This window comes from Streptomyces sp. NPDC001544 (assembly GCF_042894285.1).
Classification (GTDB): domain Bacteria; phylum Actinomycetota; class Actinomycetes; order Streptomycetales; family Streptomycetaceae; genus Streptomyces.
In genome coordinates, this window is record NZ_JBIAVN010000025.1 from 1 (window position 1) to 21,865 (window position 21,865).

The window sequence follows — 21,865 nt, forward strand, 5'->3', positions numbered from 1 at the left end:
CGCCTTGCAGCCGGACGCTCCCCCACGCTCGAATGAGCTCGCGCGGGGGCACCCCCATTCGCCCCGCTCACCAGCACCGATGAGGCACCGCCCGTGCCCTGCGACCTGATCCGCCGGACAGGCCCTAGCCGCGGACCCGGCCCGCACCGACGCCGCGCCCCCGCACCGCGGGGCGCCCTCCCCCACCGATGGGCCGCCGAGGAGGCGGCCCGGCTTCCGTCATGCCCACGAACGGGTGTCTTGACTTCGGGGCGCCACGATATATCGTGAGTCCCGGAAGACGCGATATGGCGTGTCGCATCCTGCCCGAGGAGGGCTCCCATGCCCGAGTGGTCCGTAGCCGAGCCCGCGAAGCTCACCTTCGACACCCCCGTCAGCGACCTGCACGTACGCATCGTGAACGGAACGGTGAACGTCGTGGGCACCGACGAAGGTTCCGCCCGCCTCGAGGTCACCGACGTCGAGGGACCACCCCTCGTAGTCACCCAGCAGGGCGGGACATTGACGGTGGCCTACGAGGACCTGCCCTGGAAGGGGTTCCTCAAATGGCTGGACCGCAAGGGCTGGCGCCGCAGTGCGGTCGTCTCCCTCGCGGTCCCTGCGGACACCCGGGTGGAGGTGGGCGTGATAGGCGCCGGGGCCGTCGTGTCCGGGCTCCGGGGCCCCTCCGTGGTCAAGGGGGTCACCGGCGACACCACGCTCGTCGCCCTCTCCGGCCCGGTGCGCGCGGAAACGGTGTCCGGCAACCTCGAGGCCCAGGCGGTCACGGGCGATCTGCGGTTCAACTCCGTCTCCGGGGACCTGACCGTCGTCGAGGCCTCGGGCTCCTCCGTACGGGCCGACTCGGTCAGCGGCTCGATGATCGTCGACCTCGATCCGGACGGCCCGACCGACGTCAGGCTCACCAGTGTCTCCGGTGAGATCGCCATCCGGCTCCCGCACCCCGCCGACGCCGAGGTCGAGGCGAACACCGCGAGCGGTGTGATCTCCAACGCCTTCGACGGTCTGAGGGTGCACGGCCCGTGGGGCGCCCACAAGGTCACCGGTCGCCTCGGCGCGGGCACCGGCAAGCTCAGGGCCACCACGGTCTCCGGCTCGATCGCCCTGCTGCGCCGCCCGCCCAGGGAGGACGAGGAGGAGGACGCCCCGTGGGACACCGCGCCGGCGGCCCCGCCGGCCGCACCGCATCAGGACTCGGGGGACAATTCCGCTTCCGGCCCGGGCGACGACGCAGGCAGCGCCCCGGCCGACGGCACGACCGACAAGAAGGTGCTCTGACATGCCCCCCGTCTTCGCCCATGGCCGCCTCCGCCTCTACCTGCTGAAGCTGCTCGACGAGGCCCCACGCCACGGCTACGAGGTGATCCGCCTCCTCGAGGAACGCTTCCAGGGGCTGTACGCGCCGTCGGCCGGCACCGTCTACCCCCGGCTGGCCAAGCTGGAGGCCGAGGGCCTGGTCACCCACACCACCGAGGGCGGCCGCAAGGTGTACGCCATCTCGGACGCGGGCCGCGCCGAACTCGCCGACCGCAGTGGTGAGCTGGCCGACCTGGAGCTGGAGATCCGCGAGTCGGTCGCCGAGCTCGCCGCCGAGATAAGGGCCGATGTGCGCGGCGCGGCCGGCGACCTGCGGCGGGAGATGCGCGCGGCGGCCTCCGAGGCGCGGCGCGACGGCAAGGCGGACACCGGGGACCGCGGCCTTTTCGGGGAGCACGGCGAGCCGGGCGACAAGGAGGCCTGGCGACTCGCCAGGGACGAGATGCGCCGGGTCAAGCAGGAATGGAAGGAGCAGGCCCGCCGCGCCAAGGACGAGAGCCGCCGGGCCCGCGAGGAGGCCCAGCGGGCTCGGCGGCAGGCGGAGGAGGCCCAGTCGCGGGCGCGGGCCCAGGCACAGGAGGAGATCCAGCGCGTCGCCCGCCGCGTGCAGGAGCACGTCCAGGACCACTTCGCGCGGGGCGACTGGCCGACGGGGGTCAGGGAAGGCCTTGCCGAACTCGCCAAGGAGTTCGGCAGGGACTTCGGCAAGGACTTCGGCTTCGGGCGCTCCGAGCCGGGGACCCGGACCGCCAAGTCCGCCCCTACCCCGGAGTACTCCGACACCCCGGAGGACTTCCCCGCCGACTACGAACCGGCCTGGGCCCATGAGGACCCGACCGGTGACCCGGCCCGGGACCTGGACCGCCTGCTGGACCGGTTCCGGGACGACATCCGGGACGCGGCCCGTGACCACGGGGTCACGGCCGAACAGCTCCGCGACGCCCGCCGGCACCTGTCGACGGCGGCGGCGCACATCGGCGTCATACTGCGCCACCCCGGGGTCTGAGCGTCCGACGGGGCGGATGCGAAGGCAGGCGTCAGCCCGCCTTCGCCTCGCCGTCGCCGTACAGCACCCGCGTCAGCGACTCATAGGTCACGCCATGGTCGGCGAGGACCTCGGCGGGTACGCCCGGGCGGGCCGTGAGGGCGAGCAGGAGGTGCTCGTCGCCGATGTGGCGGTCCCGGCGGGCGACCGCGACACGCAGGGACTCGACCACCAGCTCCTTGGCACCACGGCTGAACGGCCGCCGTCCGGACAGGCGTCGCCGCGTCCCCGCCAACGCCCCCTGGCCGTGCGTCTGTTCGACCCGGTGCACGATCTGCGACAGATCGATGCCCAGCCCGGACAGCGCGTCCGCGTCGGCCCGCGACAGGCCGCCGCGGCGCCGGGCCTCGGCCAGCGCCCGCACCACCGCCTCCCGCCGCCCCGCCGACAGTCCGAGCGAGGCCAGGGCGAACGAGCCCCGGCTTCCCTCACGCTCCAGCAGGGCGAGCAGGACGTGGGGCTCTTCGACCCTGCCGTCCCCCAGTCGCTCGGCCTGTGCGACGGCGCCCTCCACCACGGCACGCCCGTCGTCGGTGAACCTCTCGAACATCACTGCCTCCCGTACTTCTTGTGCACGGCCTGCCTGCTGACGCCGAGTTCGGCGGCGATCTCCTGCCACGACCAGCCCTGATTGCGTGCGCTGCGCACCTGCACCGCCTCCAGCTGCTCCAGCAGCCTTCGCAGGGCGGCGACGGCCCGCAGCCCGATCCGAGGATCGCGGTCGCCCGCACGCTCGGCCAGATCCGTTGCTTCGGTCATGACGTCAACTTAGGTTGACAGCCCGCCCGCCGTCAACCCTGATTGACAAACGGCGACGGCCGGCCCGGAATCCCGGACCGGCCGTCGGACAGCCGTGCGAGTGTGCGGATCAGCCGTTGGTGAGGACGATCTTCCCGAACTGGTCGCCGGACTCCAGCCGCTCGAAGCCCTCGCGGGCCCGGTCGAGCGGGAGCACCTCGTCGATGACGGGACGCACACCGGTGGCGGCGCAGAAGGAGAGCAGGTCCTCCAGCTCGTCCTTGGTGCCCATCGTGGAACCGACGACCTTCAGCTCCAGGAAGAAGATGCGGGTCAGTTCCGCGTGCGAGGGACGGTCGCCGCTGGTGGCACCGGAGATGACGATCGTGCCCCCGGGCCGCAGGGACTTCACCGAGTGGGACCAGGTGGCCGCGCCGACGGTCTCGATCACGGCGTCCACCCGCTGCGGCAGCCGGGCCCCCGACTCCAGCGCCTCGACGGCACCGAGTTCCAGGGCCCGCTTCCGCTTGGCCTCGTCCCGGCTGGTGGCGAAGACCCGCAGCCCGGCTGCCTTGCCGAGCACGATCGCGGCCGTGGCGACACCGCCGCCGGCACCCTGGACCAGGACCGAGTCACCGGGCCGCACCCCGGCGTTGGTGAAGAGCATCCGGTACGCCGTCAGCCAGGCGGTGGGCAGACAGGCGGCTTCCGCGAAGGAGAGCTCCTTGGGCTTGGGCAGGATGTTCCAGGTGGGCACGGCGACCCGCTCGGCGAAGGTGCCCTGGTAGCGCTCGGTGAGGATGGAACGCGGTTCGTTCGGGCCGACGCCGTGGCCCGTCTGCCCGATGACGGAGTGCAGGACGACCTCGTTGCCGTCCTCGTCGACTCCCGCGGCGTCACAGCCGAGGATCATCGGCAGCTTGTCCTCCGCGAGGCCGACGCCGCGCAGGGACCAGAGGTCGTGGTGGTTGAGGGAGGCGGCCCTGACGTCGACGGTGCTCCAGCCGGGGCGGGCCTCGGGGGCCGGACGCTCCCCCAGCTCAAGGCCGTTGAGCGGCTGGTCGCGGTCGATTCGGGCGGCGTAGACAGCGAACATGGGCTCGACGATAGGTTCCCGGCGGGACCGGCGGAACCACGGCACCCTGTGACACATGCCCTCTTGCCAGTTCGGACCAGCCGGACATGCCCGTGGGCAAATGAATGGCCCCGCCCAGACGGACGGGACCATTCACAGTTCACCTACGGGCGACGCCCTCGGCCCGGGCAGCGGCAGCGACGGCGGCGGTCACCGCCGGAGCGACCCGCTCGTCGAACGGCGAGGGGATCACGTAGTCGGCGGCGAGGTCGTCGCCGACGACCGCCGCGAGCGCCTCCGCCGCCGCGATCTTCATGCCCTCGGTGATCCGGGAGGCCCGCACCTGCAGCGCTCCCGCGAAGATCCCCGGGAAGGCCAGCACGTTGTTGATCTGGTTCGGGAAGTCCGAGCGCCCGGTGGCGACGACCGCCGCGTACTTGTGGGCGACCTCGGGGTGCACCTCCGGGTTCGGGTTGGCCATGGCGAACACGAAGGCGCCCTCGGCCATGGAGGCCACGGCCTCCTCGGCGACCGTGCCGCCGGAGACGCCGATGAAGACGTCGGCGCCGGCCAGTGCGTCCTCCAGCGACCCGGTGATGCCCGCCTTGTTCGTGAATCCGGCCAGCTCGCGCTTGACGGAGGTGAGGTCCTCGCGGTCGGCGGAGACCACGCCCTTGCGGTCGGCGACCGCGACGTCCCCGATCCCCGCCTCGACCAGCATCTTCGCGATGGCGACACCGGCCGCGCCGGCGCCCGAGATGACGGCCCGCAGGTCGCCGAGCGAGCGTCCGCTGAGCCGCGCCGCGTTCCGCAGCGCCGCCAGCGTCACCACGGCCGTGCCGTGCTGGTCGTCATGGAAGACGGGAATGTCCAGGCGCTCCTGCAGCTTCCGCTCGATCTCGAAGCACCGCGGCGCCGAGATGTCCTCGAGGTTCACTCCGCCGAAGGACGGGGCGAGCCGGACCACGGTCTCGACGATCTCGTCGACGCCCGTGCAGTCGAGCGCGATCGGCACCGCGTCCACGCCGCCGAACTGCTTGAAGAGGATGGCCTTGCCCTCCATCACCGGGAGGGAGGCCTGGGGGCCGATGTCCCCGAGGCCGAGGACGGCCGTACCGTCGGTCACGACGGCGACCACCGAGGACTTCCATGTGTAGTCGTCGACCAGCTCGGGCTGTTCCGCGATCGCGGTGCACACGCGCGCGACACCCGGCGTGTACGCGAGGGACAGGTCGTCCTTGTCACGGACCGGCACGGTGGCCTGCACGGCCATCTTGCCGCCGCGGTGCAGCGCGAACGCCGGATCGAAGGAATCGAGGGGCTCGGCCCCGCCGTCCTGGTCCGCTTTACCGTCGCTGCGAGGATTGACGATCTCCGCTGCCACTTCGTTTTACCCCTTAAGTATTCAATGGTTGAGGGTTGCCACTCCTGGTGAGGGGTGGGCGGGACCGCGTACGGCCCGGTTCACTGATACGTACGGGCATACGCGACGGGCGCGCCGCACACGCACCCTGAGCCCCGGATGAGGGGTGTAAAGAACCTTCATACCGGACGGCGGCACCGACGACGAGTCCATTAGGTCCAAGGTCACACCCGTGCTCTCGACGAGGGCTCGACGAAGACTCAAACGGCGGCCACATCGTGAGACGGCCGGAAGATTTTCCGGCCAGATGGCTTGATTTCCGCAGATACACGACCGGATCGTGACGAATATAAGCGGACCTGATGCGATTTGGGGTTCCCCCGTTATCCGATTTTGACAAAGTCAAACACCTGAATGGCGTAGTCCGAATGGCAAGATGCGGTAAAACCCACGAGGTCGCGACACCCGAAGCCGTGTGCTCCCGTCGACCCATCGGCACTCCACCCATCCGCCGGAGGAACCCACAATGACCGCAAGCTCCACCCGTCGTACGACCGCCGCGCACCCCCGTCTGGCCGCGGTCGGTGCGATCGCGGTCGCAGGCGCCCTGCTGCTCACCGGCTGCGGTGACCACACCGACAAGAGCGGTTCGGACAGCTCCAGCTCCGGCTCCGGGTCCTCCTCGGCCCCCCTGGCCGCCAAGCTGCCCGCGGACGTCCGCAAGGCCGGCGTCGTCAAGGTGGGATCCGACATCGCGTACCCGCCGGTCGAGTTCATGCAGAGCGGCAAGGCCGTCGGCATCGACCCGGACATCGCCGATGCCCTCGGCAAGCAGCTGGGCGTGAGGTTCGAGTTCGACAACGGCAAGTTCGACAACCTGATCGTGGGCCTGCAGGCCAAGCGGTACCAGGTGCTCATGTCGGCGATGAACGACACCAAGGACCGCCAGAACGGCATCGACTCCGACAACGGCCACAAGGTCGGCAACGGCGTCGACTTCGTCGACTACTTCACCGCGGGCACCTCGATACTGGTCCAGAAGGGCAACCCGAAGGGCGTGAAGTCGCTCGACGACCTGTGCGGCAAGGTCGTCGCCCTGCAGAAGGGCACCACGTCCGAGGGCATCGCCAAGGCGCAGAACAAGAAGTGCACGAAGGACGGCAAGAAGGCCATCGACCTGCAGACCTTCGACACCGACCCCGAGGCGCTGCTCCGTCTGAAGCAGGGTGCGTCCGTCGCCGACCTGAACGACTTCCCGGTGGCGGCCTACAACGCGAAGACCTCCGGCGGCGGCAAGGACTTCGAGGTCGTCGGCGACCAGATCGAGGCGGGTCCGTACGGCATCGCGGTCAGCAAGGACAACACCCGGCTGCGGGACGCCCTCCAGGCCGCCATGGCCGCGATCATCAAGAACGGTGAGTACGGGAAGATCCTGGCGAAGTGGAACGTCACGCAGGGCGCCGTCACCGAGTCGAAGATCAACGGCGGCTCCTGAGCAGCTCCGCAAGACTGAAGGGCTGTCCCCGTGACTGACATCGTCGACAAGGTTCCGGCGCCGTCGCTGCCGCCGGAGCAGATCAAGGCCATTCCGGTGCGGCACTACGGCCGCTGGGTGTCCGGCGTCGTGGTCGTCGCCCTCGTGGCGCTGATCGTGGTCGCGTTCTCCAACGCGAAGATCAATTACAGCGTCATCCCCGACTACCTCTTCGATCCGGGCATCGTGTCCGGCGCCTGGACCACGCTGTACATCTCCGTGCTGGCCATGGTGCTCGGCGTGGCCCTCGGCGTGGTCCTCGCCGTGATGCGGCTGTCGTCCAACCCGGTCACCAGCACCGTGTCCTGGTTCTACATCTGGTTCTTCCGCGGCACCCCGGTCCTGGTCCAGCTGCTGCTCTGGTACAACATCTCGCTCGTCTTCCCCATCCTGAACCTGGGGTTCTACAAGGACGAGATGAACCAGGTGATGACGCCGGTCCTCACGGCCCTGCTGGGGCTCGGCCTGAACGAGGCCGCGTACATGTCGGAGATCGTCCGCGCCGGCATCCAGTCGGTCGACGAGGGGCAGACGGAGGCGTCCCACGCGCTGGGCATGACCCAGGGTCAGACGCTGCGCCGGGTGGTCCTCCCGCAGGCCATGCGGGTCATCATCCCGCCGACCGGCAACGAGTTCATCAACATGCTGAAGACCTCGTCGCTGGCCTACGCGGTCCAGCTCCCCGAGCTGATCAAGAAGGCCACCGACATCTCCAGCACCTCGCTGGCGGTGGTCGAGATGTACTTCGTCGCCTGCATCTGGTACCTGTTCCTCACGACGATCTTCAGCATCGTCCAGTACTACATCGAACGCCGTTACGCCCGTGGTTCGACGCGCAACCTGCCGCCGACCCCGCTGCAGCGCCTGAAGAAGAACCTCCGCATGTTCGGTTCGTTCCGCCGCCCGGAGGTGGCCCGATGACCGGTCTCAGCAAGGACATCACGCCGCCGAGCAGCGGCGCGCCGATGGTCAGGGCCGAGGGCGTGCACAAGTCCTTCGGGCCGGCGCACATCCTCAAGGGCATCGATCTCGAGGTGAATCCGCGGGAGGTGTTCTGTCTGATCGGGCCCTCCGGCTCCGGAAAGTCCACCTTCCTGCGGTGCATCAACCACCTGGAGAAGATCAGCGCCGGCCGGCTGTACGTCGACGGCGACCTGGTCGGCTACCGGCAGAAGGGCGACAAGCTCTACGAGCTGAAGGAGTCGGAGGTCGCGGCGCAGCGGCGGGACATCGGCATGGTGTTCCAGCGCTTCAACCTCTTCCCGCACATGACGGCGCTGGAGAACGTCATGGAGGCGCCGGTCCAGGTCAAGCGCGAGTCGAAGGCGGTCGCCCGGGAACGCGCGGAGCGGCTCCTCGACCGGGTGGGTCTGGGTGACCGCAGGGGTCACTATCCGGCGCAGCTCTCCGGCGGTCAGCAGCAGCGCGTCGCCATCGCCCGGGCACTGGCGATGCAGCCGAAGCTGATGCTCTTCGACGAGCCGACCTCGGCCCTGGACCCGGAGCTGGTCGGCGAGGTGCTCGACGTGATGCGGGACCTCGCCGAGGACGGCATGACGATGATCGTCGTCACGCACGAGATGGGCTTCGCCCGGGAGGTCGGGGACTCGCTGGTGTTCATGGACGACGGCGTGGTGGTCGAGTCCGGCCACCCGCGCGAGGTCCTGACCAACCCGCAGCACGAGCGGACGAAGTCGTTCCTGTCCAAGGTGCTGTGACGGTGCGCTGAGAAGAGGGGCGGTACGGGTCGTCCGTACCGCCCCTTCCTCATGGGCGCGCGGGCCGCGCCCCCGGCGTCACTTCAAGGCCAGCAGCAGGGTGTCCGACGGCGACGCCCACACCGCCCGCGCCTCGCCGAAGCCCTTCTCCCGCAGCACGCGCGCGTGCCACGCGGCGGGCGGTGTGTCGCCGTCGGCGTGCTCGCCGTAGATCTCGAAGCGGCGGGCCGTGGGTCCGGCCAGGACGGGGTCCTGGGCGGCCAGCTGCCACCACTCGGACCAGTCCAGCGCTCCCGCGGCCTTGGCCTGTTCCATGCGGGCGTGGCGCTGGGCGCGCTCGGCCGCGTTGATCCGGGGCGTGCTGTCGTCGATCATGTGGTCCGCGTTCATGAAGACACCGCCGTCGCGGACGAGTCCCGCGACCTGACCGTAGAGGGCCGCGAGGGGATCGCTGTGCAGCCAGTGCAGGGCCGTGGCGGTCAGGACGGCGTCGTAGGAGTCGTACGGCAGCTTCGCCGGCCAGTCGGGGTCCTTGAGGTCGGCCGTGACGAGGGTGACCCGCTCGTCGCCGGCGAAGGTGCCCTCGGCGATGGCGAGGAGGGCCGGGTCGAGGTCGACGCCGACGCTGGTGGCGCCGGGGAACCGGGCGAGCAGCCGGGCGGTGATGCTGCCGGTGCCGCAGGCGAGGTCGAGGACCCGCGGCGTGGAACCTACGAGCGCCTCCACCATGTCCAGCATGATGCGGAAGCGTTCCTCGCGGTCCGGCATGTACCACTCCTGCTGCCGGTCCCAGCTCTCCTGCCAGGCTGTCCAGTCGGTGCCGGTGCTGGTGGTCATGGAAACGGCAACCCCCGTCTTCGCTCGCACGAGTAATACCCTGGAAGCACGACCGTCTGTTACCCGACCGCACCGGAAACCATAGAGCGCCCCCGTAAGGACTACAAGTGGAACTGGCCTATTACTCGGATTACGCCGTGCGTCTCGTCAACAGCGAGGAGCCGGTCCGGGGCAAGGACACCCTGACGTCGGTCGAGGCGGTCCGCGACCTGTTCGGCGCCAACTCCTCCGCGGCCCGCCGGGCCACCGACGCGGACGTCACGCGCTTCCGCTCGGTCCGTGCCCGGCTGCGCGCGGTCTTCGAGGCGGCCGACACCGGCGACGAGACCCTGGCCGTCGACCTGCTGAACTCCCTGCTGCTGGAGTTCCCGGTGAGCCCGCAGATCTCCGGGCACGACTACCGCGACGAGGACGGCCGCCCGCTGTGGCACATGCATCTGGCCGAGCATCCCTCGAACGTCACCGCGGGCTACGCGGCGACCGCCGCGATGGGTCTGGCGTTCCACCTGACCGAGTACGGCGTCGACCGCCTCGGCCTGTGCGAGGCGGCCCCCTGCCGCAACGCCTACCTCGACACCTCCACCAACCGCTCCCGGCGCTACTGCTCGGACCGCTGCGCGACCCGCGCCAACGTGGCCGCCTACCGCGCCCGCAAACGTCTGGAGGCCGACCGGCCGGAGAAGACCGGCCTCGCCGCCGACAGCGCCCAGCGCACCAGCGCCAGCGGCGAGCGCTGATCGGCCCTCAGGGGCCGGAACCGCAGCCGGACCCGCCCGAGGATCAGCTCCTCCGGCACGGCCCCGTAGTCGGTGCTGTCCCCTCCCGCGTACGCGTTGTCCCCGAGCACCCACCAGCCGCCCTCGCGCAGCTCCACCGCGCGCTTGACCACCAGCAGGTCCTGCTGGAAGGGATGGCGCAGGACGACCACGTTCCCCGGCCTGATCCGGGCCCCGTACTGCACCACCAGCTGATCCCCCTGGTAGAGCGTGGGCACCATGGACGGCCCGGTCACCTCGGCCAGCCCGAAGGGCGCGGCGCCCCTCCCCCGTTCGGTCTCCTGCGACAGCTCCGGCATCCCCGGCACCTCCCCGGTCCGTTCATCCACCAGTCCCAGTCTCGCCCCGGACTTTTGTCCTAAGCCCAAGGGGGCACTCGCGAAAACCGGTCCCGCAGGGAGTAATGTCCCACCTGAGAAGACGATCACGAGGAAGGAATGCTCCATGCTTTCCCGCCTGTTTGCCCCCAAGGTCAAGGTCAGCGCGCACTGCGACCTGCCCTGCGGTGTGTACGACCCGGCCCAGGCCCGCATCGAGGCGGAGTCGGTGAAGGCCATCCAGGAGAAGATGGCCGCCAACGACGACCCGCACTTCCAGGCGCGTGCCACCGTCATCAAGGAGCAGCGCGCGGAGCTCGCCAAGCACCACGTCTCCGTGCTCTGGAGCGACTACTTCAAGCCCCCGCACTTCGAGAAGTACCCGGAGCTGCACCAGCTCGTCAACGACACCCTGAAGGCCCTCTCGGCCGCCAAGGGCTCCACCGACCCGGCGACGGGCCAGAAGGCGCTTGACTACATCGCCCAGATCGACAAGATCTTCTGGGAGACCAAGAAGGCCTGACGACCGCGCAGGTCCGCAGTCACCAAGCCTCGAGAAGGGGCCCGCCGGGACGACCTCCCGACGGGCCCCTTCGGCGTCCTCAGCCCTCGCCCTCGTCGTCCTCCCCGGCCTCCAGCAGGCCCGCCGCGGCGCCGACGATGCGCGGGTCGGGGTGGCCGACGACCTCCTCGTCCTTGTCGGTGTAGTCGAAGCGGGCGAGGACGCTGCGCATGGCCTCGACGCGGGCGCGCTTCTTGTCGTTGCTCTTCACCACGGTCCAGGGGGCGTGCTCGGTGTCCGTCTCACGGAACATGGCGACCTTGGCGGCGGTGTAGTCGTCCCAGCGGTCCAGCGAGGCGAGGTCCATGGGGCTGAGCTTCCACTGCCGTACGGGGTCGACCTGGCGGATGGTGAAGCGGGTGCGCTGTTCGCTCTGCGAGACGGAGAACCAGAACTTCACCAGGTCGACCCCGTCGTCCACGAGCATCCGCTCGAACAGGGGGGCCTGGCGCATGAAGCGCCGGTACTCGTCGTCCGTGCAGAAGCCCATGACGCGCTCGACACCCGCCCGGTTGTACCAGGAGCGGTCGAACATCACGATCTCGCCCTCGGTCGGCAGGTGCTGCACGTACCGCTGGAAGTACCACTGCCCGCGCTCGCGTTCGGTCGGCTTCTCCAGCGCCACCACCCGGGCGCCGCGCGGGTTGAGGTGCTCGGTGAAGCGCTTGATGGTGCCGCCCTTGCCGGCCGCGTCCCGTCCCTCGAAGACGATGACCAGCCGCCGCCCGGTCTCCTTGATCCAGCTCTGCAGCTTCAGCAACTCGATCTGCTGGAGCCGCTTGTGCCAGTCGTACTCCTTGCGCTCCATACGGTGTGCGTACGGGTAGTTCTCCCGCCACGTGTCGATCGGACTGCCGTCGGGGCGGATGAGCACCGGGTCGTCGGGGTCGGTGTAGTCGACCTTCAGGTCGGCCGCTTCGGTCAGCAGGGAATGCGTCGTCACCCTTGCTCCCGTCTCGTCGTCCTTGCTCCGTCTCGGTCGATCAGTGGAACTGCGGCACGATCAGATAGATGCCGTACGCCACCACGGCCGCGCAGGCGAGGAAGCACAGGCCTGCCTGGGCCATGCCGATGGCGGGCGCGCCGGCGCCGTCCTCGCGGGCGCCCTCGAAGCGGGCGAGGCCCAGGACGCCGAGGGCGAACACGACGACCACCGCGACGGTGACGCCGATGCTCACCGCGGTGACCTGGCCGAGTGCGTTCCAGTCCAGATGCATTCCGGGTCTCCTGGGTCAGGCGGCCGTGCCGACGTGGGCCGGTGCCGTGGTGCGGACGTTGACCTCGTGGTGGTCGTTGACGTTTCCCGCGTGCACCGGGTTGCGGCGCGAGATGACGACGATGCCGGCGGCGAGGGCCGCGCCGACCAGTGCCACGACGATGGTGCCGATGTCGCCGCCGTGCGTGACGACGCTCGCGGCGAGCCCGCCGACCACAGCGGCGGCGGGCAGCGTGATCAGCCACGCGACCACCATCCGGCCCGCGACGCCCCAGCGGACCTCCGCCAGACGCCGGCCGAGGCCCGCGCCGAGGATGCTGCCCGAGGCGACCTGGGTGGTGGACAGGGCGAAGCCGAGGTGCGCGGAGGTGAGGATGACGGTCGTGGAGGCCGTCTCGGCGGCGAAGCCCTGCGGGGACTGGATCTCGGTGAGACCCTTGCCCATCGTGCGGATGATCCGCCAGCCGCCGATGTAGGTGCCCAGGCCGATGGCCAGCCCCGCCGAGCCGATCACCCATGCCGGCGGTCCGGCGTCATGGCCCAGCGCGCCCGCCGAGATCAGGGTCAGCGTGATGACGCCCATGGTCTTCTGCGCGTCGTTGGTGCCGTGCGCGAGCGAGACCAGCGAGGCCGAGGCGATCTGGCCGAGCCGGAAGCCCTTGGTGACCGAGTCCTTGCGGGCCCGCTGGGTGAGCCTGTACGCGAGGTAGGTGGCGATCAGCGCCGCCAGGCCGGCCACCACGGGTGAGGCCACGGCCGGGATCAGTACCTTCTCGACAACCTTGTCGAAGTGCACGCCATGGGATCCCGCACCGACCCAGACGGCGCCTGTCAGCCCGCCGAAGAGCGCGTGCGAGGAGCTCGACGGCAGCCCCGCCAGCCAGGTCACAAGGTTCCACAGGATCGCCCCGACCAGGCCCGCGAAGATCATCCCCGGGCTGACCAGGCTGTCGTCCACGATCCCGCCGGAGATCGTCTTGGCGACCTCCGTGGACAGGAAGGCGCCGACCACGTTGAGGGCACCACTCACCAGCACCGCGGTTCTCGGCCCCAGCGCGCCGGTGGCGATGGACGTGGCCATCGCGTTCGCCGTGTCATGGAATCCGTTGGTGAAGTCGAAGGCCAGAGCCGTGACGATGACGACCGCCACGAGTAACGTGATGTGGTCCATGCCTTGAGGGAAGCAAGCGCGGGCCAACTGCCGGAGAACTGGAGGCGAAGGGTCCGTCGAAGTGAGACGCACCGGGGTCGCACCCGCCGTGCCATGCTGTCGGGGTGACGCGCGAAGACCTGGTCCGCCTGCGCCGGACCCGCGACCGTATGGACCGCGAGTTCGCCGAGCCCCTCGACATGGCCGAGCTCGCGCGCACCGCCCTGATGTCCCCCGGCCACTTCCAGCGCAGCTTCCGCAAGGCCTTCGGGGAGACGCCGTACAGCTACCTCATGACCCGCCGGATCGAACGCGCCAAGGTACTGCTGCGCCGCGGCGACCTCAGCGTCACCGAGGTGTGCCTCGCCGTGGGCTGTACCTCCCTGGGCTCGTTCAGTTCCCGCTTCACCGAACTGGTCGGCGAGACGCCGAGCGCGTACCGGGCGCGCCCGCACGAGGAGAGCGCGGTGATCCCGTCCTGCGTGGCCCGTACCTTCACCCGGCCCCGGCGCCGCCCCTACTGACCGGCGCTCCCCGCTCGCCCGCCCTACACTGGTCCTTTCCCAACAGCGTTGCGCAGCAGGGTCATTGAGGAAATCGGGGGAGCCGTGGCGACCGCACTCATCTCCGTCCGGAGCGAGGACCCGGTCAGGGACGCCGAGTCCCTGACCGACTGGCTCAGAGGCGAACCGGCGCTCGCCGGGAAGGTCCGGCTGACCGGGGGCGCCCCGCGGCCGGGACAACTGGGCACCGCCCTGGACACGGTGACCGTGCTGCTCGGGGCGGGCGGCCCGCTGACCGTGCTCGCGTCCTGTCTGCGCGCCTGGATCACCCAGCCGCGCCGCAGCGACGTACGCCTGAAGGTCGAGCTGGACGGTGGGCGAGTCGTCGAGATCGACGCCAAGCGGGTCGACGCCGAGGACGTGGAACGGCTCCTGCGGCAGGCCCGCGAGGAGGGACCGGACCAGGACGCGCGGGACTGACGTGCGCCTTCCCGACCCCCACCGCTCCCGGGTCGTGCTGATCGGCGCCGGACACTACTCCGACCCGGCCCTGCCCGACCTCCCGGCGGTGCACCGCACCATCACCGACCTGGCCGGCCTCTTCACCGACCAGTACTACGGACTGGTCCCCGACAGCCACTGCACGATGCTGCTCGACGAGGGCGATCTCAGGACGGTCGGCGGCCGGCTGCGGGCGGCCGTGGCCGAGGCGGAGGACCTGCTGCTCGTCTACTACGCGGGGCACGGGCTGGTCAGCGGCCGACGCCACGAGCTGTACCTGGCGCTGCCCGACAGCGAGTGGGCGGCGCCGGAGTTCAACTCCCTCGAGTACGACAAGCTGCGCGACGCCGTGCTCGACAGCCCCGCCGAGACCAAAGTGGTCGTCCTCGACTGCTGCTTCTCCGGCCGGGCCGTCTCCGACTCCCTCTCCGGGGGCGGGGCCGAGCGGATCGGCCAGCTGGAGGTGGCGGGCACGTACGTGCTGACCTCGGCGCAGCGCGACCAGGTCGCCCTGGCCCTGCCGGAGGAGGAGCACACCGCGTTCTCCGGCCGGTTCATGCGGCTGCTGCGTGAGGGGGTGGTCGGCGGCCCCGAGCTGCTCACCGTCGACGACCTCTACCGGCGGTTGCGGGCGATCATGGAGGCCGAGGGACTGCCCACCCCGCTCAACCGCGGCGCCGGGACCGCGCACCGGATCGCCCTGGGCATCAACCGTGCCTTCGCCGCGACCGCCGGACCCGATCTGCGCAGACGGCACGTCGCCGCGGTGGAGCAGGGCAAGGCCGGGGACTGGAAGGGCGCGGCCGGTCAGCTGCAGAAGATCCTCGACGAGCAGACCAGGATCCTGGGTCCCGACGACCCCGACACCCTGCGCACCCGCCAGTCCTACGCGCACAGCCTGGGCGGTGCCGGCACCCCCGTGGAGGCCGCCGGGCTGCTCCGGCAGCTACTGGCCGACCAACTGCGGCTCCTCGGGCCCGATCACGAGGACACCCTCCGCACCCGGCAGTTCCTCGCCGTCAACCTCGGCGAGGCCGGGCACCGCGAGGAGGCCATCGGCATGCTCCGGGTGCTGCTGGCCGACCGGGGCCGGGTGCTGGGCGCCGAGCACCCGCACACCCTGCGCACCCGGCACATGCTGGCCCGCAACCTCGCGCTGACCGGCGCCCGCGACGAGGCGGTGGCGTTGCTGCGGCAGTTGGTGGCGGAGCGGGAGCGGGTGCTGGGCGTGGAGCATCCGCACACACGGAGGGCCCGGGAGGACCTGGCCGGGGTCGGGGAGGAGGGATGATGCCCGAGGGTCTCAGCGACGCGGCACGGCTCGTCGTGGGTTACGCCGAACGTCACGCCCGTACGGCCAAACACCAGTACATCGGCACGGAACACCTGCTCCTGGGCCTGGTCGAAGCGGCCGACCGGGCCGGCACGGGCAGGGACCTGGAGGCCCTCCTCGGCATCTCGTCGGCACAGATCCGTGGTGCGGTCGTCGGGGTGCGTGGCTTGGGCGTCGGCGATTCGCCCCGGGTGCTGCCCTACAGCTCGGAGGCCCTCGCCGTACTCGACCTGGCGTCCAAGGAGGCGGGCAGGCTCGGCCTGCGGGGAGCGGAGCCCGAGCACATTCTCCTCGCTCTGACCACCGTGGACGCCGGGACCGGGGTCGACGTGCTGCGCGCGAACGGGGTGGATCTCGACCGGGTACGACACTCGGTCATCGGGGCCCGGCAGAACGGCCACCCGGAACCGGCCGGAACACCCGGCCTCATCGAGGCCGTGACCCGCGTCGTCGTCCCGGGCCCCGTCATCGGCCGCGCCTCCGAGATCGACCAGGTGATCCGGGTACTCACCCGTCGGCACCGCAACGTCCCCCTGCTCGTCGGCGAGCCCGGCGTCGGCAAGAAGACCATCGCCGTCGGGGTCGCCTCGGCGATCGCGCAGGGGCGCCTGCCCGCGGTCCTGCGTGACCACACCGTCCGCGCGCTGGACCTCGGCACCGTCCTCGCCGACCCGCAGCACCGGGCCCGGGGCGGCGCCCTCATCGCCGACCTGATCGACGAGTTCAGGAGCAGCCCGCGCATCGTCCTGCACCTCGACGGCGCCCTCACCCCCCTGCACCTGTCCGAAGGTGTCACCACACCCCTGGACCTGTTCCGCCCCGTGCTCCACGCCCCCGGTGTCTTCGTCCTCGGTGACTGCGGACGGGCCCAGTACGAGCGGGCAAGGGACCCCGGCCTCGACCGGATCGTCCAGCCGGTGGTCGTCACGGAGCCGTCCGACGAGGACGTGGGGCACATCCTGCGTGACGTATGCAGGCGCCTGGAGAACCACCACGGCGTGTTGTTCTTCACCGACGCCCTGGAGGCCGCCGCCACCCTCGCACGGGACCACGTACCCGACCGGCCCCTGCCCGGTTCGGCGATCGGTCTGCTGGACGAGGCCGCGGCGCTGGTACGGATGGAGGCCGCACGCTCGGACACACCACCGGACGGGGCACCGCAGCCCGTCATGGAGCACCATGTCCGCATGGCGCTCGCCGCCTACTCCGGCATCCGGACGTCCCCCCGCGGCGCCACACCACCCGCCCCCGCCGAACACGACCCTTCCGTCTGGGCCATGAGCTGAGGCAGCGCTCCCGGCGCCCCGGAACTAGCGTGAGCACATGGACCTGAAACTCAAGCAGTGCTTCATAGCCGTCGACGACCACGACAAGGCGCTCCACTTCTACGTCGACGTCCTGGGCATGGAAGTCCGCAACGACGTCGGCTTCGAGGGGATGCGGTGGGTGACCGTCGGCTCGCCGCTCCAGCCGGACGTGGAGATCGTGCTGGAGCCGCCCGGCATGAACCCGGACGCCTCGCCCGCCGACCGGCAGGCGATGGCCGAACTGCTCGCCAAGGGCATGCTGCGCGGGGTCATCTTCACCACCCGCGACTGCGACGCCCTGTACGAGCGGGTCCGGGAGTCCGGCGGCGACGTGCTGCAGGAACCGATGGACCAGCCGTACGGCGTGCGCGACTGCGCCGTACGGGACCCGGCCGGGAACATGCTGCGGTTCATCGAGCGGGCGGACGCGTGACCGTCCGCCGGACGTACGCCTTCGTCGCGTAGGGCCCGGTCACCCGGCTCCGCCCGGTCACCCCCAGGTCTCCACCTCCACCACGGCATCGACCGGTACGGGCCCGTACACGTGCGGGAACTCCTCGCCGCCCGGCTCCACGGCCTCGTACTTCACCGGCACGCCGAGCCGGCCGGGGTCGACGACCAGCACCACCAGGTCGTCGGGGCCGTCGTAGGAGCCGTACAGGAAGGCGGCGACGCGCGGGAGCTGGTCGCGGGTGGAGAAGTGGATGAAGCCCTCCTCCTGGAGGGTGCGGCCCCGGGTCGACACCTCGAAGGTGCCGCGCTCCCGGGCCGCGTCCCACAGGGAGCGCTCGGTGATGTGCAGGATGTACGGCAGTTTCGTCATGCGGCCACGCTACGGGCCGGTTTCCCGCCGCGTCGCGTCGTTTCCCTCGTGCGCGGCCGGGGGCCTGCGCCGCCCGCCGGGCGCGGCTTCCGCAGCCGCCGTGCAGTCGGGGTTGCGGCAGGGCCCGGCCACCCACACCGGCACCCAGGCGCCCAGCGTCTTGTGCCGCCGGATGACCGTCTCGACGGCTTGTCCGCACACCCGACAGACGTGTTCCTCGCCGCCCATGCCTCCAGGGTAGGGCGGGCGGGGGCTCAGCGCTCCCTGCTGTACGTCCGCACCAGCACCCCGTTGTCGCACGTGCGCACCGACTCCCGGCGGAAGTCCGTGACGGCGAACCCGGCGGCGAACATCGGCGTTCCGGAGCCGTGCACCTGCGGGTAGGTCTTGATGACCAGCTCGTCGATCTCGTCGAGCAGTGCGCCGGCGATCTGCGAGCCGCCGCAGAGCCGGATACCGAGGCCGTCGTCCTCGGCCTTCAGCTCGCGTAGCCGAGGGTGCGCGGGGCGACGTACTCGCGCAGGTGGCCGTAGGGGCTGGTGACGCCGGCGTCGAGGGCGAGCCGGTAGCCGGCGCGGCCCTGGACCACGGTGTCGAAGTGGCGGTTATCAGCATCCTGGACCCCCAGCGCCTCGCGTCCCCGGGGCGATGGTCTCCGGGTAGGTCGAGGTGGCCCCGCGCCGGCCCCCTGCGACCCGCCGGACCGGTGGAGACGAACGGCGGGCCCCGCACGCCGTGGGGAGGTGCGGGGCCCGCCGGGCCGGAGCCCCCGGTGACCGTGCGGGGTCAGGAGCCGCACGGACCCGGAGGCCCCGGGGTCTTCCACGGCCGACGGCCGTCGGCGTCAGCTGCTGCGCCGGGTGACGAACTCGGCCAGCGCCAGCAGCCCGCCGGCCGCCTCCGGGTCCGGGACGGCCCGGGTCAGCTCCTGCATGGCCAGGGCCATCCGGTCGGCCGCCTGGGCCTGCGCCCAGTCCCGTCCACCGGCCCGCTCCACGGCCTGCGCCGCCCGGGCGATCCCTTCGGTGTCCCCTTCCTCGTACGGCGTCCCGTACAGCTCGGCGAGTTCGGCGGCGGCCGGGGTGCCCGAGGTGAGGGCCGCCACCACGGGTAGTGACTTCTTGCGGGCGGTGAGGTCGGAGCCGGCCGGCTTGCCGGTGCGCTCGGGGTCTCCCCATATGCCGATGACGTCGTCGATCAGCTGGAAGGCGAGCCCCGCCTGCCGGCCGAAGGCGTCCAGCGCCGCCACGTCGTCCGCGCTCGCCCCCGCGTACAACGCGCCGAGTGCGCAGGCGCACCCCAGCAGCGCACCGGTCTTGGCCTCGGCCATGACGAGGACCTCGTCGAGGGTGACCTCGTCCGGGGCCCGCCGCTCCATGGCCGTGTCCGCGTGCTGACCGGCGCACAGTTCGACGACGCAGCCGGTGAGCCGGGCGGCCGCCGCCCCCGACGCGGGATGCGGATCCTCGGCGAGCAGCCGGAGGGCCAGCGCCTGCAGGGCGTCCCCGGCGAGGATCGCGTCGGCGTCGCCGAACACGGTCCACGCCGTGGGCCGGTGCCGGCGGGAGGTGTCGCGGTCCATCACGTCGTCGTGCAGCAGCGTGAAGTTGTGGACGAGTTCCACCGCCGCCGCGGCCCGCACGGACGCCGCCCGCGCCCTCGGGCCGCCCAGCGCGTCGGCCGCCGCCAGGACGAGCGCGGGCCGTATGGCCTTGCCCGCGTTGGCGGCCGCGGGGGTTCCGTCCGCGTGCCGCCACCCGAAGTGGTACTGCGCGATGCGCCGCATCGATCCGGGCAGCGACTCGACGGCGGCGCGCAGCTCGGGATCGACCGAGGCACGGGCGCGGTCGAGGATCACCGCGGCCTCGTGCCCGTCGAGCGGGCCCGTCAGACCGTCCCCGGCGGGAGCTCGCCGCGGCGGCTCACGCGTCCCGTCGGGCGGTGGCGGTGCCCCTGAGCGCTGTTTGGTCTCCGTCATGGACTCGGCCATGGATCCCCCTCGCGAAGCACGCGGACGGTGGCGCTTCCTTCCCCGCTGAGCGCGCACCGGGAGGGTCTACCCGCCCCGGCGGCCGGGGACACGGCGGCGAAGTGCGGAAACGTCACCTCCACCGGCCGATCTCGACGTTCTCCAGCACACCCAGCGCGTCCGGCACCAGGACCGCCGCCGAGTAGTAGGCCGTGACCAGGTACTTGATGATGGCCTGTTCGTTGATGCCCATGAAGCGCACGGACAGGCTGGGCTCGATCTCGTCCGGGATGCCCGACTGGCGCAGCCCGATGACGCCCTGGTCCTCCTCCCCCAGTCGCATGGCGATGATGGAGCTCGTCCGCGCCTCACTGACCGGGATCTTGTTGCACGGGAAGATCGGCACCCCGCGCCAGGTCGGGATGCGGTTGCCGCCCATGTCGATGGTCTCCGGGACGAGTCCCCGCTTGTTCAGCTCGCGGCCGAACGCGGAGATCGCGCGCGGATGGGCGAGGAACAGCTTGGTGCCGCGCCGGCGGCTGAGCAGTTCGTCCATGTCGTCCGGGCTGGGCACACCGTCGTGCGGCTGGAGCCGCTGGTCGTACTGGCAGTTGCTGAGCAGGCCGAACTCAGGGTTGTTGATCAGCTCGTGTTCCTGCCGCTCCTTCAACGCCTCCACCGTGAGCCGGAGTTGCTGCTCCGTCTGGTTCATCGGCTGGTTGTAGAGGTCGGCCACGCGCGTGTGGATACGGAGCACGGTCTGCGCGATGCTCAGCTCGTACTCGCGCGGGCTGGCCTCGTAGTCGACGAAGGTGTGCGGGATGTCCGGCTCGCCGCTGTGGCCGGCGGCGAGGTCGACCTCCTTCTCGCCGTACTTGTTGGTGCGCTGCCGGGGGATCGAGCGCTGCTTGCGGAGGTGCTCGCGCAGGGAGTCGGCACGCTCGGCGACCTGCTCGAAGTCCGGACGCGAGAGGATCAGCACCGTGCAGGCGGTGTCCGCGCGCGCGGTGTACTCCCAGATGGCGTCGGGATCGAGCAGCGCGTCCTCGCCGAAGTACGCGCCGTCGGCGAGGACGCCCAGGACCGCGTCGTCGCCGTACGGACCCGTGCCCACCTTCTCGACCCTGCCGTGGGCCAGCAGATAGACCTTGTCGGCCTGGCTGCCGAAGGAGGCGATCACCTCTCCCGGGGCGAAGTCCCGCCGGTGGCAGCGCTGGGCCAGCTCCGAGAGCACCTCCTGGTTGTCGTACGACCGCAGGGCCGGCAGCTCGGCCAGTTCGCCCGGGATGACCTCGACGCGGTCCCCCGTCTTCACGAAGGTGATGCGTCCGTCGCCGAGCGCGTACGTCAGTCGCCGGTTGACCCGGTACGTGCCGCCCTGCACGTTCACCCATGGCAGCATCCGCAGCAGCCAACGGGAGCTGATCTCCTGCATCTGGGGCGCGGACTTGGTGGTCGTGGCCAGGTTCCGCGCGGCCGCGGTGTTCAGACTCTGCTGCGGCCTGTTCTGTTCCTCGCGGACCTCTTCGCCTACCGACATAGAGAATTGCCCTCCCGGTCATGCTCCGGCGCCGAACTGCGCCGTGCATCGATCTCGCGACCACGCTCTCATCACGCACCGTGCCGCTGCCATTACCCGAAAGAGCGGGATTGGATCATCGCACTACTGGGCAGACAGGAGGACCGCGTCTCGCCTGCCGGGATCACGCACTGTCCGGATCGACTCGCACAGCGTACGAACGATGTGTCCGAGAAGCCCCGTTTCGGTAGTAGCTGCTGTA

25 protein-coding genes and 1 pseudogene are annotated in these 21,865 nt (G+C 70.9%); 12 read left to right on the plus strand and 14 right to left on the minus strand.

Features of this window, described 5'->3' with window-relative positions; genetic code table 11:
* Positions 1 to 321 precede the first annotated feature (321 nt).
* Positions 322 to 1,278 carry a DUF4097 domain-containing protein gene (locus ACFY0F_RS36610; RefSeq protein ID WP_388804605.1) on the plus strand — a complete coding sequence of 319 codons (957 nt, stop codon included), beginning with the start codon at positions 322 to 324 and terminating at the stop codon, positions 1,276 to 1,278.
* Position 1,279: 1 nt separating this feature from the next.
* Positions 1,280 to 2,323: a helix-turn-helix transcriptional regulator gene (locus ACFY0F_RS36615; RefSeq protein WP_388804608.1), complete on the plus strand. Its 1,044-nt coding sequence runs from the start codon at positions 1,280 to 1,282 to the stop codon at positions 2,321 to 2,323.
* Positions 2,324 to 2,354: 31 nt separating this feature from the next.
* Here the strand turns inward: ACFY0F_RS36615 and ACFY0F_RS36620 are convergent, their stop codons facing one another.
* From ACFY0F_RS36620 to ACFY0F_RS36635, 4 genes are all read right to left on the minus strand, one after another.
* Positions 2,355 to 2,912, minus strand: coding sequence for a Clp protease N-terminal domain-containing protein (locus ACFY0F_RS36620; protein WP_388804611.1), 558 nt, complete (start codon positions 2,910 to 2,912; stop codon positions 2,355 to 2,357).
* Entirely contained in the window at positions 2,912 to 3,121 is a 210-nt protein-coding gene (locus tag ACFY0F_RS36625) for a helix-turn-helix domain-containing protein (protein ID WP_040248424.1), read from the minus strand. The genes ACFY0F_RS36620 and ACFY0F_RS36625 overlap by 1 nt, the downstream gene beginning before the upstream one ends.
* Positions 3,122 to 3,230: 109 nt before the next feature.
* Positions 3,231 to 4,196 (minus strand): zinc-binding dehydrogenase, encoded by a 966-nt coding sequence (locus tag ACFY0F_RS36630; RefSeq protein WP_388804614.1) that lies wholly within the window; start codon positions 4,194 to 4,196, stop codon positions 3,231 to 3,233.
* A 139-nt stretch (positions 4,197 to 4,335) separates the two neighbouring features.
* Complete coding sequence (locus tag ACFY0F_RS36635) at positions 4,336 to 5,559, minus strand: NADP-dependent malic enzyme (protein WP_388804617.1); 1,224 nt, start codon at positions 5,557 to 5,559, stop codon at positions 4,336 to 4,338.
* Between the two features lie 505 nt (positions 5,560 to 6,064).
* On the opposite strand from ACFY0F_RS36635, the gene ACFY0F_RS36640 reads away from it, so the two are divergent.
* From ACFY0F_RS36640 to ACFY0F_RS36650, 3 genes are read left to right on the plus strand one after another with little or no spacing between them, the layout of a single operon-like run.
* Positions 6,065 to 7,033, plus strand: a complete 969-nt coding sequence (locus ACFY0F_RS36640) for an ABC transporter substrate-binding protein (RefSeq protein WP_388804620.1) — start codon at positions 6,065 to 6,067, stop codon at positions 7,031 to 7,033.
* Positions 7,034 to 7,063: 30 nt separating this feature from the next.
* Positions 7,064 to 7,993: an amino acid ABC transporter permease gene (locus tag ACFY0F_RS36645; RefSeq protein WP_388804623.1), complete on the plus strand. Its 930-nt coding sequence runs from the start codon at positions 7,064 to 7,066 to the stop codon at positions 7,991 to 7,993.
* Complete coding sequence (locus ACFY0F_RS36650) at positions 7,990 to 8,790, plus strand: amino acid ABC transporter ATP-binding protein (RefSeq protein WP_388804626.1); 801 nt, start codon at positions 7,990 to 7,992, stop codon at positions 8,788 to 8,790. The genes ACFY0F_RS36645 and ACFY0F_RS36650 overlap by 4 nt, the downstream gene beginning before the upstream one ends.
* Positions 8,791 to 8,868: 78 nt before the next feature.
* On the opposite strand, the gene ACFY0F_RS36655 is transcribed toward ACFY0F_RS36650, so the two are convergent.
* Positions 8,869 to 9,627, minus strand: a complete 759-nt coding sequence (locus tag ACFY0F_RS36655) for a class I SAM-dependent methyltransferase (RefSeq protein WP_388804628.1) — start codon at positions 9,625 to 9,627, stop codon at positions 8,869 to 8,871.
* A gap of 107 nt (positions 9,628 to 9,734) precedes the next feature.
* Here ACFY0F_RS36655 and ACFY0F_RS36660 point away from each other — a divergent pair, with 107 nt between their 5' ends.
* A complete protein-coding gene (locus ACFY0F_RS36660; protein WP_388804631.1) occupies positions 9,735 to 10,364 on the plus strand; it encodes a CGNR zinc finger domain-containing protein in 630 nt (209 codons plus the stop codon).
* Here the strand turns inward: ACFY0F_RS36660 and sodX are convergent.
* Positions 10,268 to 10,702 carry a nickel-type superoxide dismutase maturation protease gene (gene sodX, locus ACFY0F_RS36665; protein ID WP_388804814.1) on the minus strand — a complete coding sequence of 145 codons (435 nt, stop codon included), beginning with the start codon at positions 10,700 to 10,702 and terminating at the stop codon, positions 10,268 to 10,270. The two genes, ACFY0F_RS36660 and sodX, sit on opposite strands and share 97 nt — an antisense overlap.
* Positions 10,703 to 10,847: 145 nt before the next feature.
* Between sodX and sodN the strand changes: the two genes are divergently transcribed.
* Positions 10,848 to 11,243, plus strand: a complete 396-nt coding sequence (sodN, locus tag ACFY0F_RS36670) for a superoxide dismutase, Ni (protein ID WP_388804633.1) — start codon at positions 10,848 to 10,850, stop codon at positions 11,241 to 11,243.
* A 79-nt stretch (positions 11,244 to 11,322) separates the two neighbouring features.
* On the opposite strand, the gene ppk2 is transcribed toward sodN, so the two are convergent.
* Genes ppk2 through ACFY0F_RS36685 form a run of 3 tightly spaced genes read right to left on the minus strand, consistent with a single transcriptional unit; the run spans position 11,323 to position 13,669 of the window.
* Entirely contained in the window at positions 11,323 to 12,225 is a 903-nt protein-coding gene (gene ppk2 / locus ACFY0F_RS36675; RefSeq protein ID WP_388804636.1) for a polyphosphate kinase 2, read from the minus strand.
* A gap of 40 nt (positions 12,226 to 12,265) precedes the next feature.
* Positions 12,266 to 12,499 (minus strand): hypothetical protein, encoded by a 234-nt coding sequence (locus ACFY0F_RS36680; protein ID WP_388804639.1) that lies wholly within the window; start codon positions 12,497 to 12,499, stop codon positions 12,266 to 12,268.
* Between the two features lie 15 nt (positions 12,500 to 12,514).
* Complete coding sequence (locus tag ACFY0F_RS36685) at positions 12,515 to 13,669, minus strand: anion permease (protein ID WP_388804641.1); 1,155 nt, start codon at positions 13,667 to 13,669, stop codon at positions 12,515 to 12,517.
* Positions 13,670 to 13,773: 104 nt separating this feature from the next.
* Between ACFY0F_RS36685 and ACFY0F_RS36690 the strand changes: the two genes are divergently transcribed.
* The 5 genes from ACFY0F_RS36690 to ACFY0F_RS36710 all read left to right on the plus strand — a co-directional run bounded on the left by ACFY0F_RS36690 (position 13,774) and on the right by ACFY0F_RS36710 (position 17,725).
* Positions 13,774 to 14,172, plus strand: a complete 399-nt coding sequence (locus ACFY0F_RS36690) for a helix-turn-helix domain-containing protein (protein WP_388804643.1) — start codon at positions 13,774 to 13,776, stop codon at positions 14,170 to 14,172.
* A gap of 84 nt (positions 14,173 to 14,256) precedes the next feature.
* The gene (locus ACFY0F_RS36695; RefSeq protein ID WP_388804645.1) at positions 14,257 to 14,631 is read left to right on the plus strand and encodes a hypothetical protein; all 375 of its coding nucleotides are present in this window, start codon (positions 14,257 to 14,259) and stop codon (positions 14,629 to 14,631) included.
* 1 nt (position 14,632) lies between these two features.
* A complete protein-coding gene (locus ACFY0F_RS36700; RefSeq protein ID WP_388804647.1) occupies positions 14,633 to 15,943 on the plus strand; it encodes a tetratricopeptide repeat protein in 1,311 nt (436 codons plus the stop codon).
* Positions 15,943 to 17,271 carry a Clp protease N-terminal domain-containing protein gene (locus ACFY0F_RS36705; protein WP_388804649.1) on the plus strand — a complete coding sequence of 443 codons (1,329 nt, stop codon included), beginning with the start codon at positions 15,943 to 15,945 and terminating at the stop codon, positions 17,269 to 17,271. The genes ACFY0F_RS36700 and ACFY0F_RS36705 overlap by 1 nt, the downstream gene beginning before the upstream one ends.
* 37 nt (positions 17,272 to 17,308) lie before the next feature.
* Positions 17,309 to 17,725, plus strand: a complete 417-nt coding sequence (locus ACFY0F_RS36710) for a VOC family protein (protein WP_388804651.1) — start codon at positions 17,309 to 17,311, stop codon at positions 17,723 to 17,725.
* A gap of 57 nt (positions 17,726 to 17,782) precedes the next feature.
* On the opposite strand, the gene ACFY0F_RS36715 is transcribed toward ACFY0F_RS36710, so the two are convergent.
* From ACFY0F_RS36715 to ACFY0F_RS36735, 5 genes and pseudogenes are all read right to left on the minus strand, one after another.
* Complete coding sequence (locus ACFY0F_RS36715) at positions 17,783 to 18,115, minus strand: DUF952 domain-containing protein (RefSeq protein ID WP_388804652.1); 333 nt, start codon at positions 18,113 to 18,115, stop codon at positions 17,783 to 17,785.
* A 9-nt stretch (positions 18,116 to 18,124) separates the two neighbouring features.
* Positions 18,125 to 18,343 carry a hypothetical protein gene (locus tag ACFY0F_RS36720; protein ID WP_388804653.1) on the minus strand — a complete coding sequence of 73 codons (219 nt, stop codon included), beginning with the start codon at positions 18,341 to 18,343 and terminating at the stop codon, positions 18,125 to 18,127.
* 26 nt (positions 18,344 to 18,369) lie between these two features.
* Positions 18,370 to 18,777: pseudogene (locus tag ACFY0F_RS36725) on the minus strand (dihydrofolate reductase family protein); the annotation flags it as partial.
* Between the two features lie 182 nt (positions 18,778 to 18,959).
* Complete coding sequence (locus ACFY0F_RS36730) at positions 18,960 to 20,105, minus strand: family 2 encapsulin nanocompartment cargo protein polyprenyl transferase (protein WP_388804655.1); 1,146 nt, start codon at positions 20,103 to 20,105, stop codon at positions 18,960 to 18,962.
* A 112-nt stretch (positions 20,106 to 20,217) separates the two neighbouring features.
* On the minus strand, positions 20,218 to 21,624 hold the full coding sequence (locus tag ACFY0F_RS36735) for a family 2B encapsulin nanocompartment shell protein (protein ID WP_388804657.1): 1,407 nt from the start codon (positions 21,622 to 21,624) through the stop codon (positions 20,218 to 20,220).
* Positions 21,625 to 21,865 lie beyond the last annotated feature (241 nt).

What these genes read in the sequence shown, in the direction of transcription:
- ACFY0F_RS36610 (WP_388804605.1), top strand. Translation starts at nt 322, where the DNA reads ATGCCCGAGTGGTCCGTAGCCGAGCCCGCGAAGCTCACCTTCGACACC.
- ACFY0F_RS36615 (WP_388804608.1), top strand. Translation starts at nt 1,280, where the DNA reads ATGCCCCCCGTCTTCGCCCATGGCCGCCTCCGCCTCTACCTGCTGAAG.
- ACFY0F_RS36620 (WP_388804611.1), bottom strand. Translation starts at nt 2,912, where the DNA reads ATGTTCGAGAGGTTCACCGACGACGGGCGTGCCGTGGTGGAGGGCGCC.
- ACFY0F_RS36625 (WP_040248424.1), bottom strand. Translation starts at nt 3,121, where the DNA reads ATGACCGAAGCAACGGATCTGGCCGAGCGTGCGGGCGACCGCGATCCT.
- ACFY0F_RS36630 (WP_388804614.1), bottom strand. Translation starts at nt 4,196, where the DNA reads ATGTTCGCTGTCTACGCCGCCCGAATCGACCGCGACCAGCCGCTCAAC.
- ACFY0F_RS36640 (WP_388804620.1), top strand. Translation starts at nt 6,065, where the DNA reads ATGACCGCAAGCTCCACCCGTCGTACGACCGCCGCGCACCCCCGTCTG.
- ACFY0F_RS36650 (WP_388804626.1), top strand. Translation starts at nt 7,990, where the DNA reads ATGACCGGTCTCAGCAAGGACATCACGCCGCCGAGCAGCGGCGCGCCG.
- ACFY0F_RS36655 (WP_388804628.1), bottom strand. Translation starts at nt 9,627, where the DNA reads ATGACCACCAGCACCGGCACCGACTGGACAGCCTGGCAGGAGAGCTGG.
- sodX (WP_388804814.1), bottom strand. Translation starts at nt 10,702, where the DNA reads ATGCCGGAGCTGTCGCAGGAGACCGAACGGGGGAGGGGCGCCGCGCCC.
- sodN (WP_388804633.1), top strand. Translation starts at nt 10,848, where the DNA reads ATGCTTTCCCGCCTGTTTGCCCCCAAGGTCAAGGTCAGCGCGCACTGC.
- ACFY0F_RS36680 (WP_388804639.1), bottom strand. Translation starts at nt 12,499, where the DNA reads ATGCATCTGGACTGGAACGCACTCGGCCAGGTCACCGCGGTGAGCATC.
- ACFY0F_RS36685 (WP_388804641.1), bottom strand. Translation starts at nt 13,669, where the DNA reads ATGGACCACATCACGTTACTCGTGGCGGTCGTCATCGTCACGGCTCTG.
- ACFY0F_RS36705 (WP_388804649.1), top strand. Translation starts at nt 15,943, where the DNA reads ATGCCCGAGGGTCTCAGCGACGCGGCACGGCTCGTCGTGGGTTACGCC.
- ACFY0F_RS36710 (WP_388804651.1), top strand. Translation starts at nt 17,309, where the DNA reads ATGGACCTGAAACTCAAGCAGTGCTTCATAGCCGTCGACGACCACGAC.
- ACFY0F_RS36715 (WP_388804652.1), bottom strand. Translation starts at nt 18,115, where the DNA reads ATGACGAAACTGCCGTACATCCTGCACATCACCGAGCGCTCCCTGTGG.
- ACFY0F_RS36720 (WP_388804653.1), bottom strand. Translation starts at nt 18,343, where the DNA reads ATGGGCGGCGAGGAACACGTCTGTCGGGTGTGCGGACAAGCCGTCGAG.
- ACFY0F_RS36730 (WP_388804655.1), bottom strand. Translation starts at nt 20,105, where the DNA reads ATGGCCGAGTCCATGACGGAGACCAAACAGCGCTCAGGGGCACCGCCA.
- ACFY0F_RS36735 (WP_388804657.1), bottom strand. Translation starts at nt 21,624, where the DNA reads ATGTCGGTAGGCGAAGAGGTCCGCGAGGAACAGAACAGGCCGCAGCAG.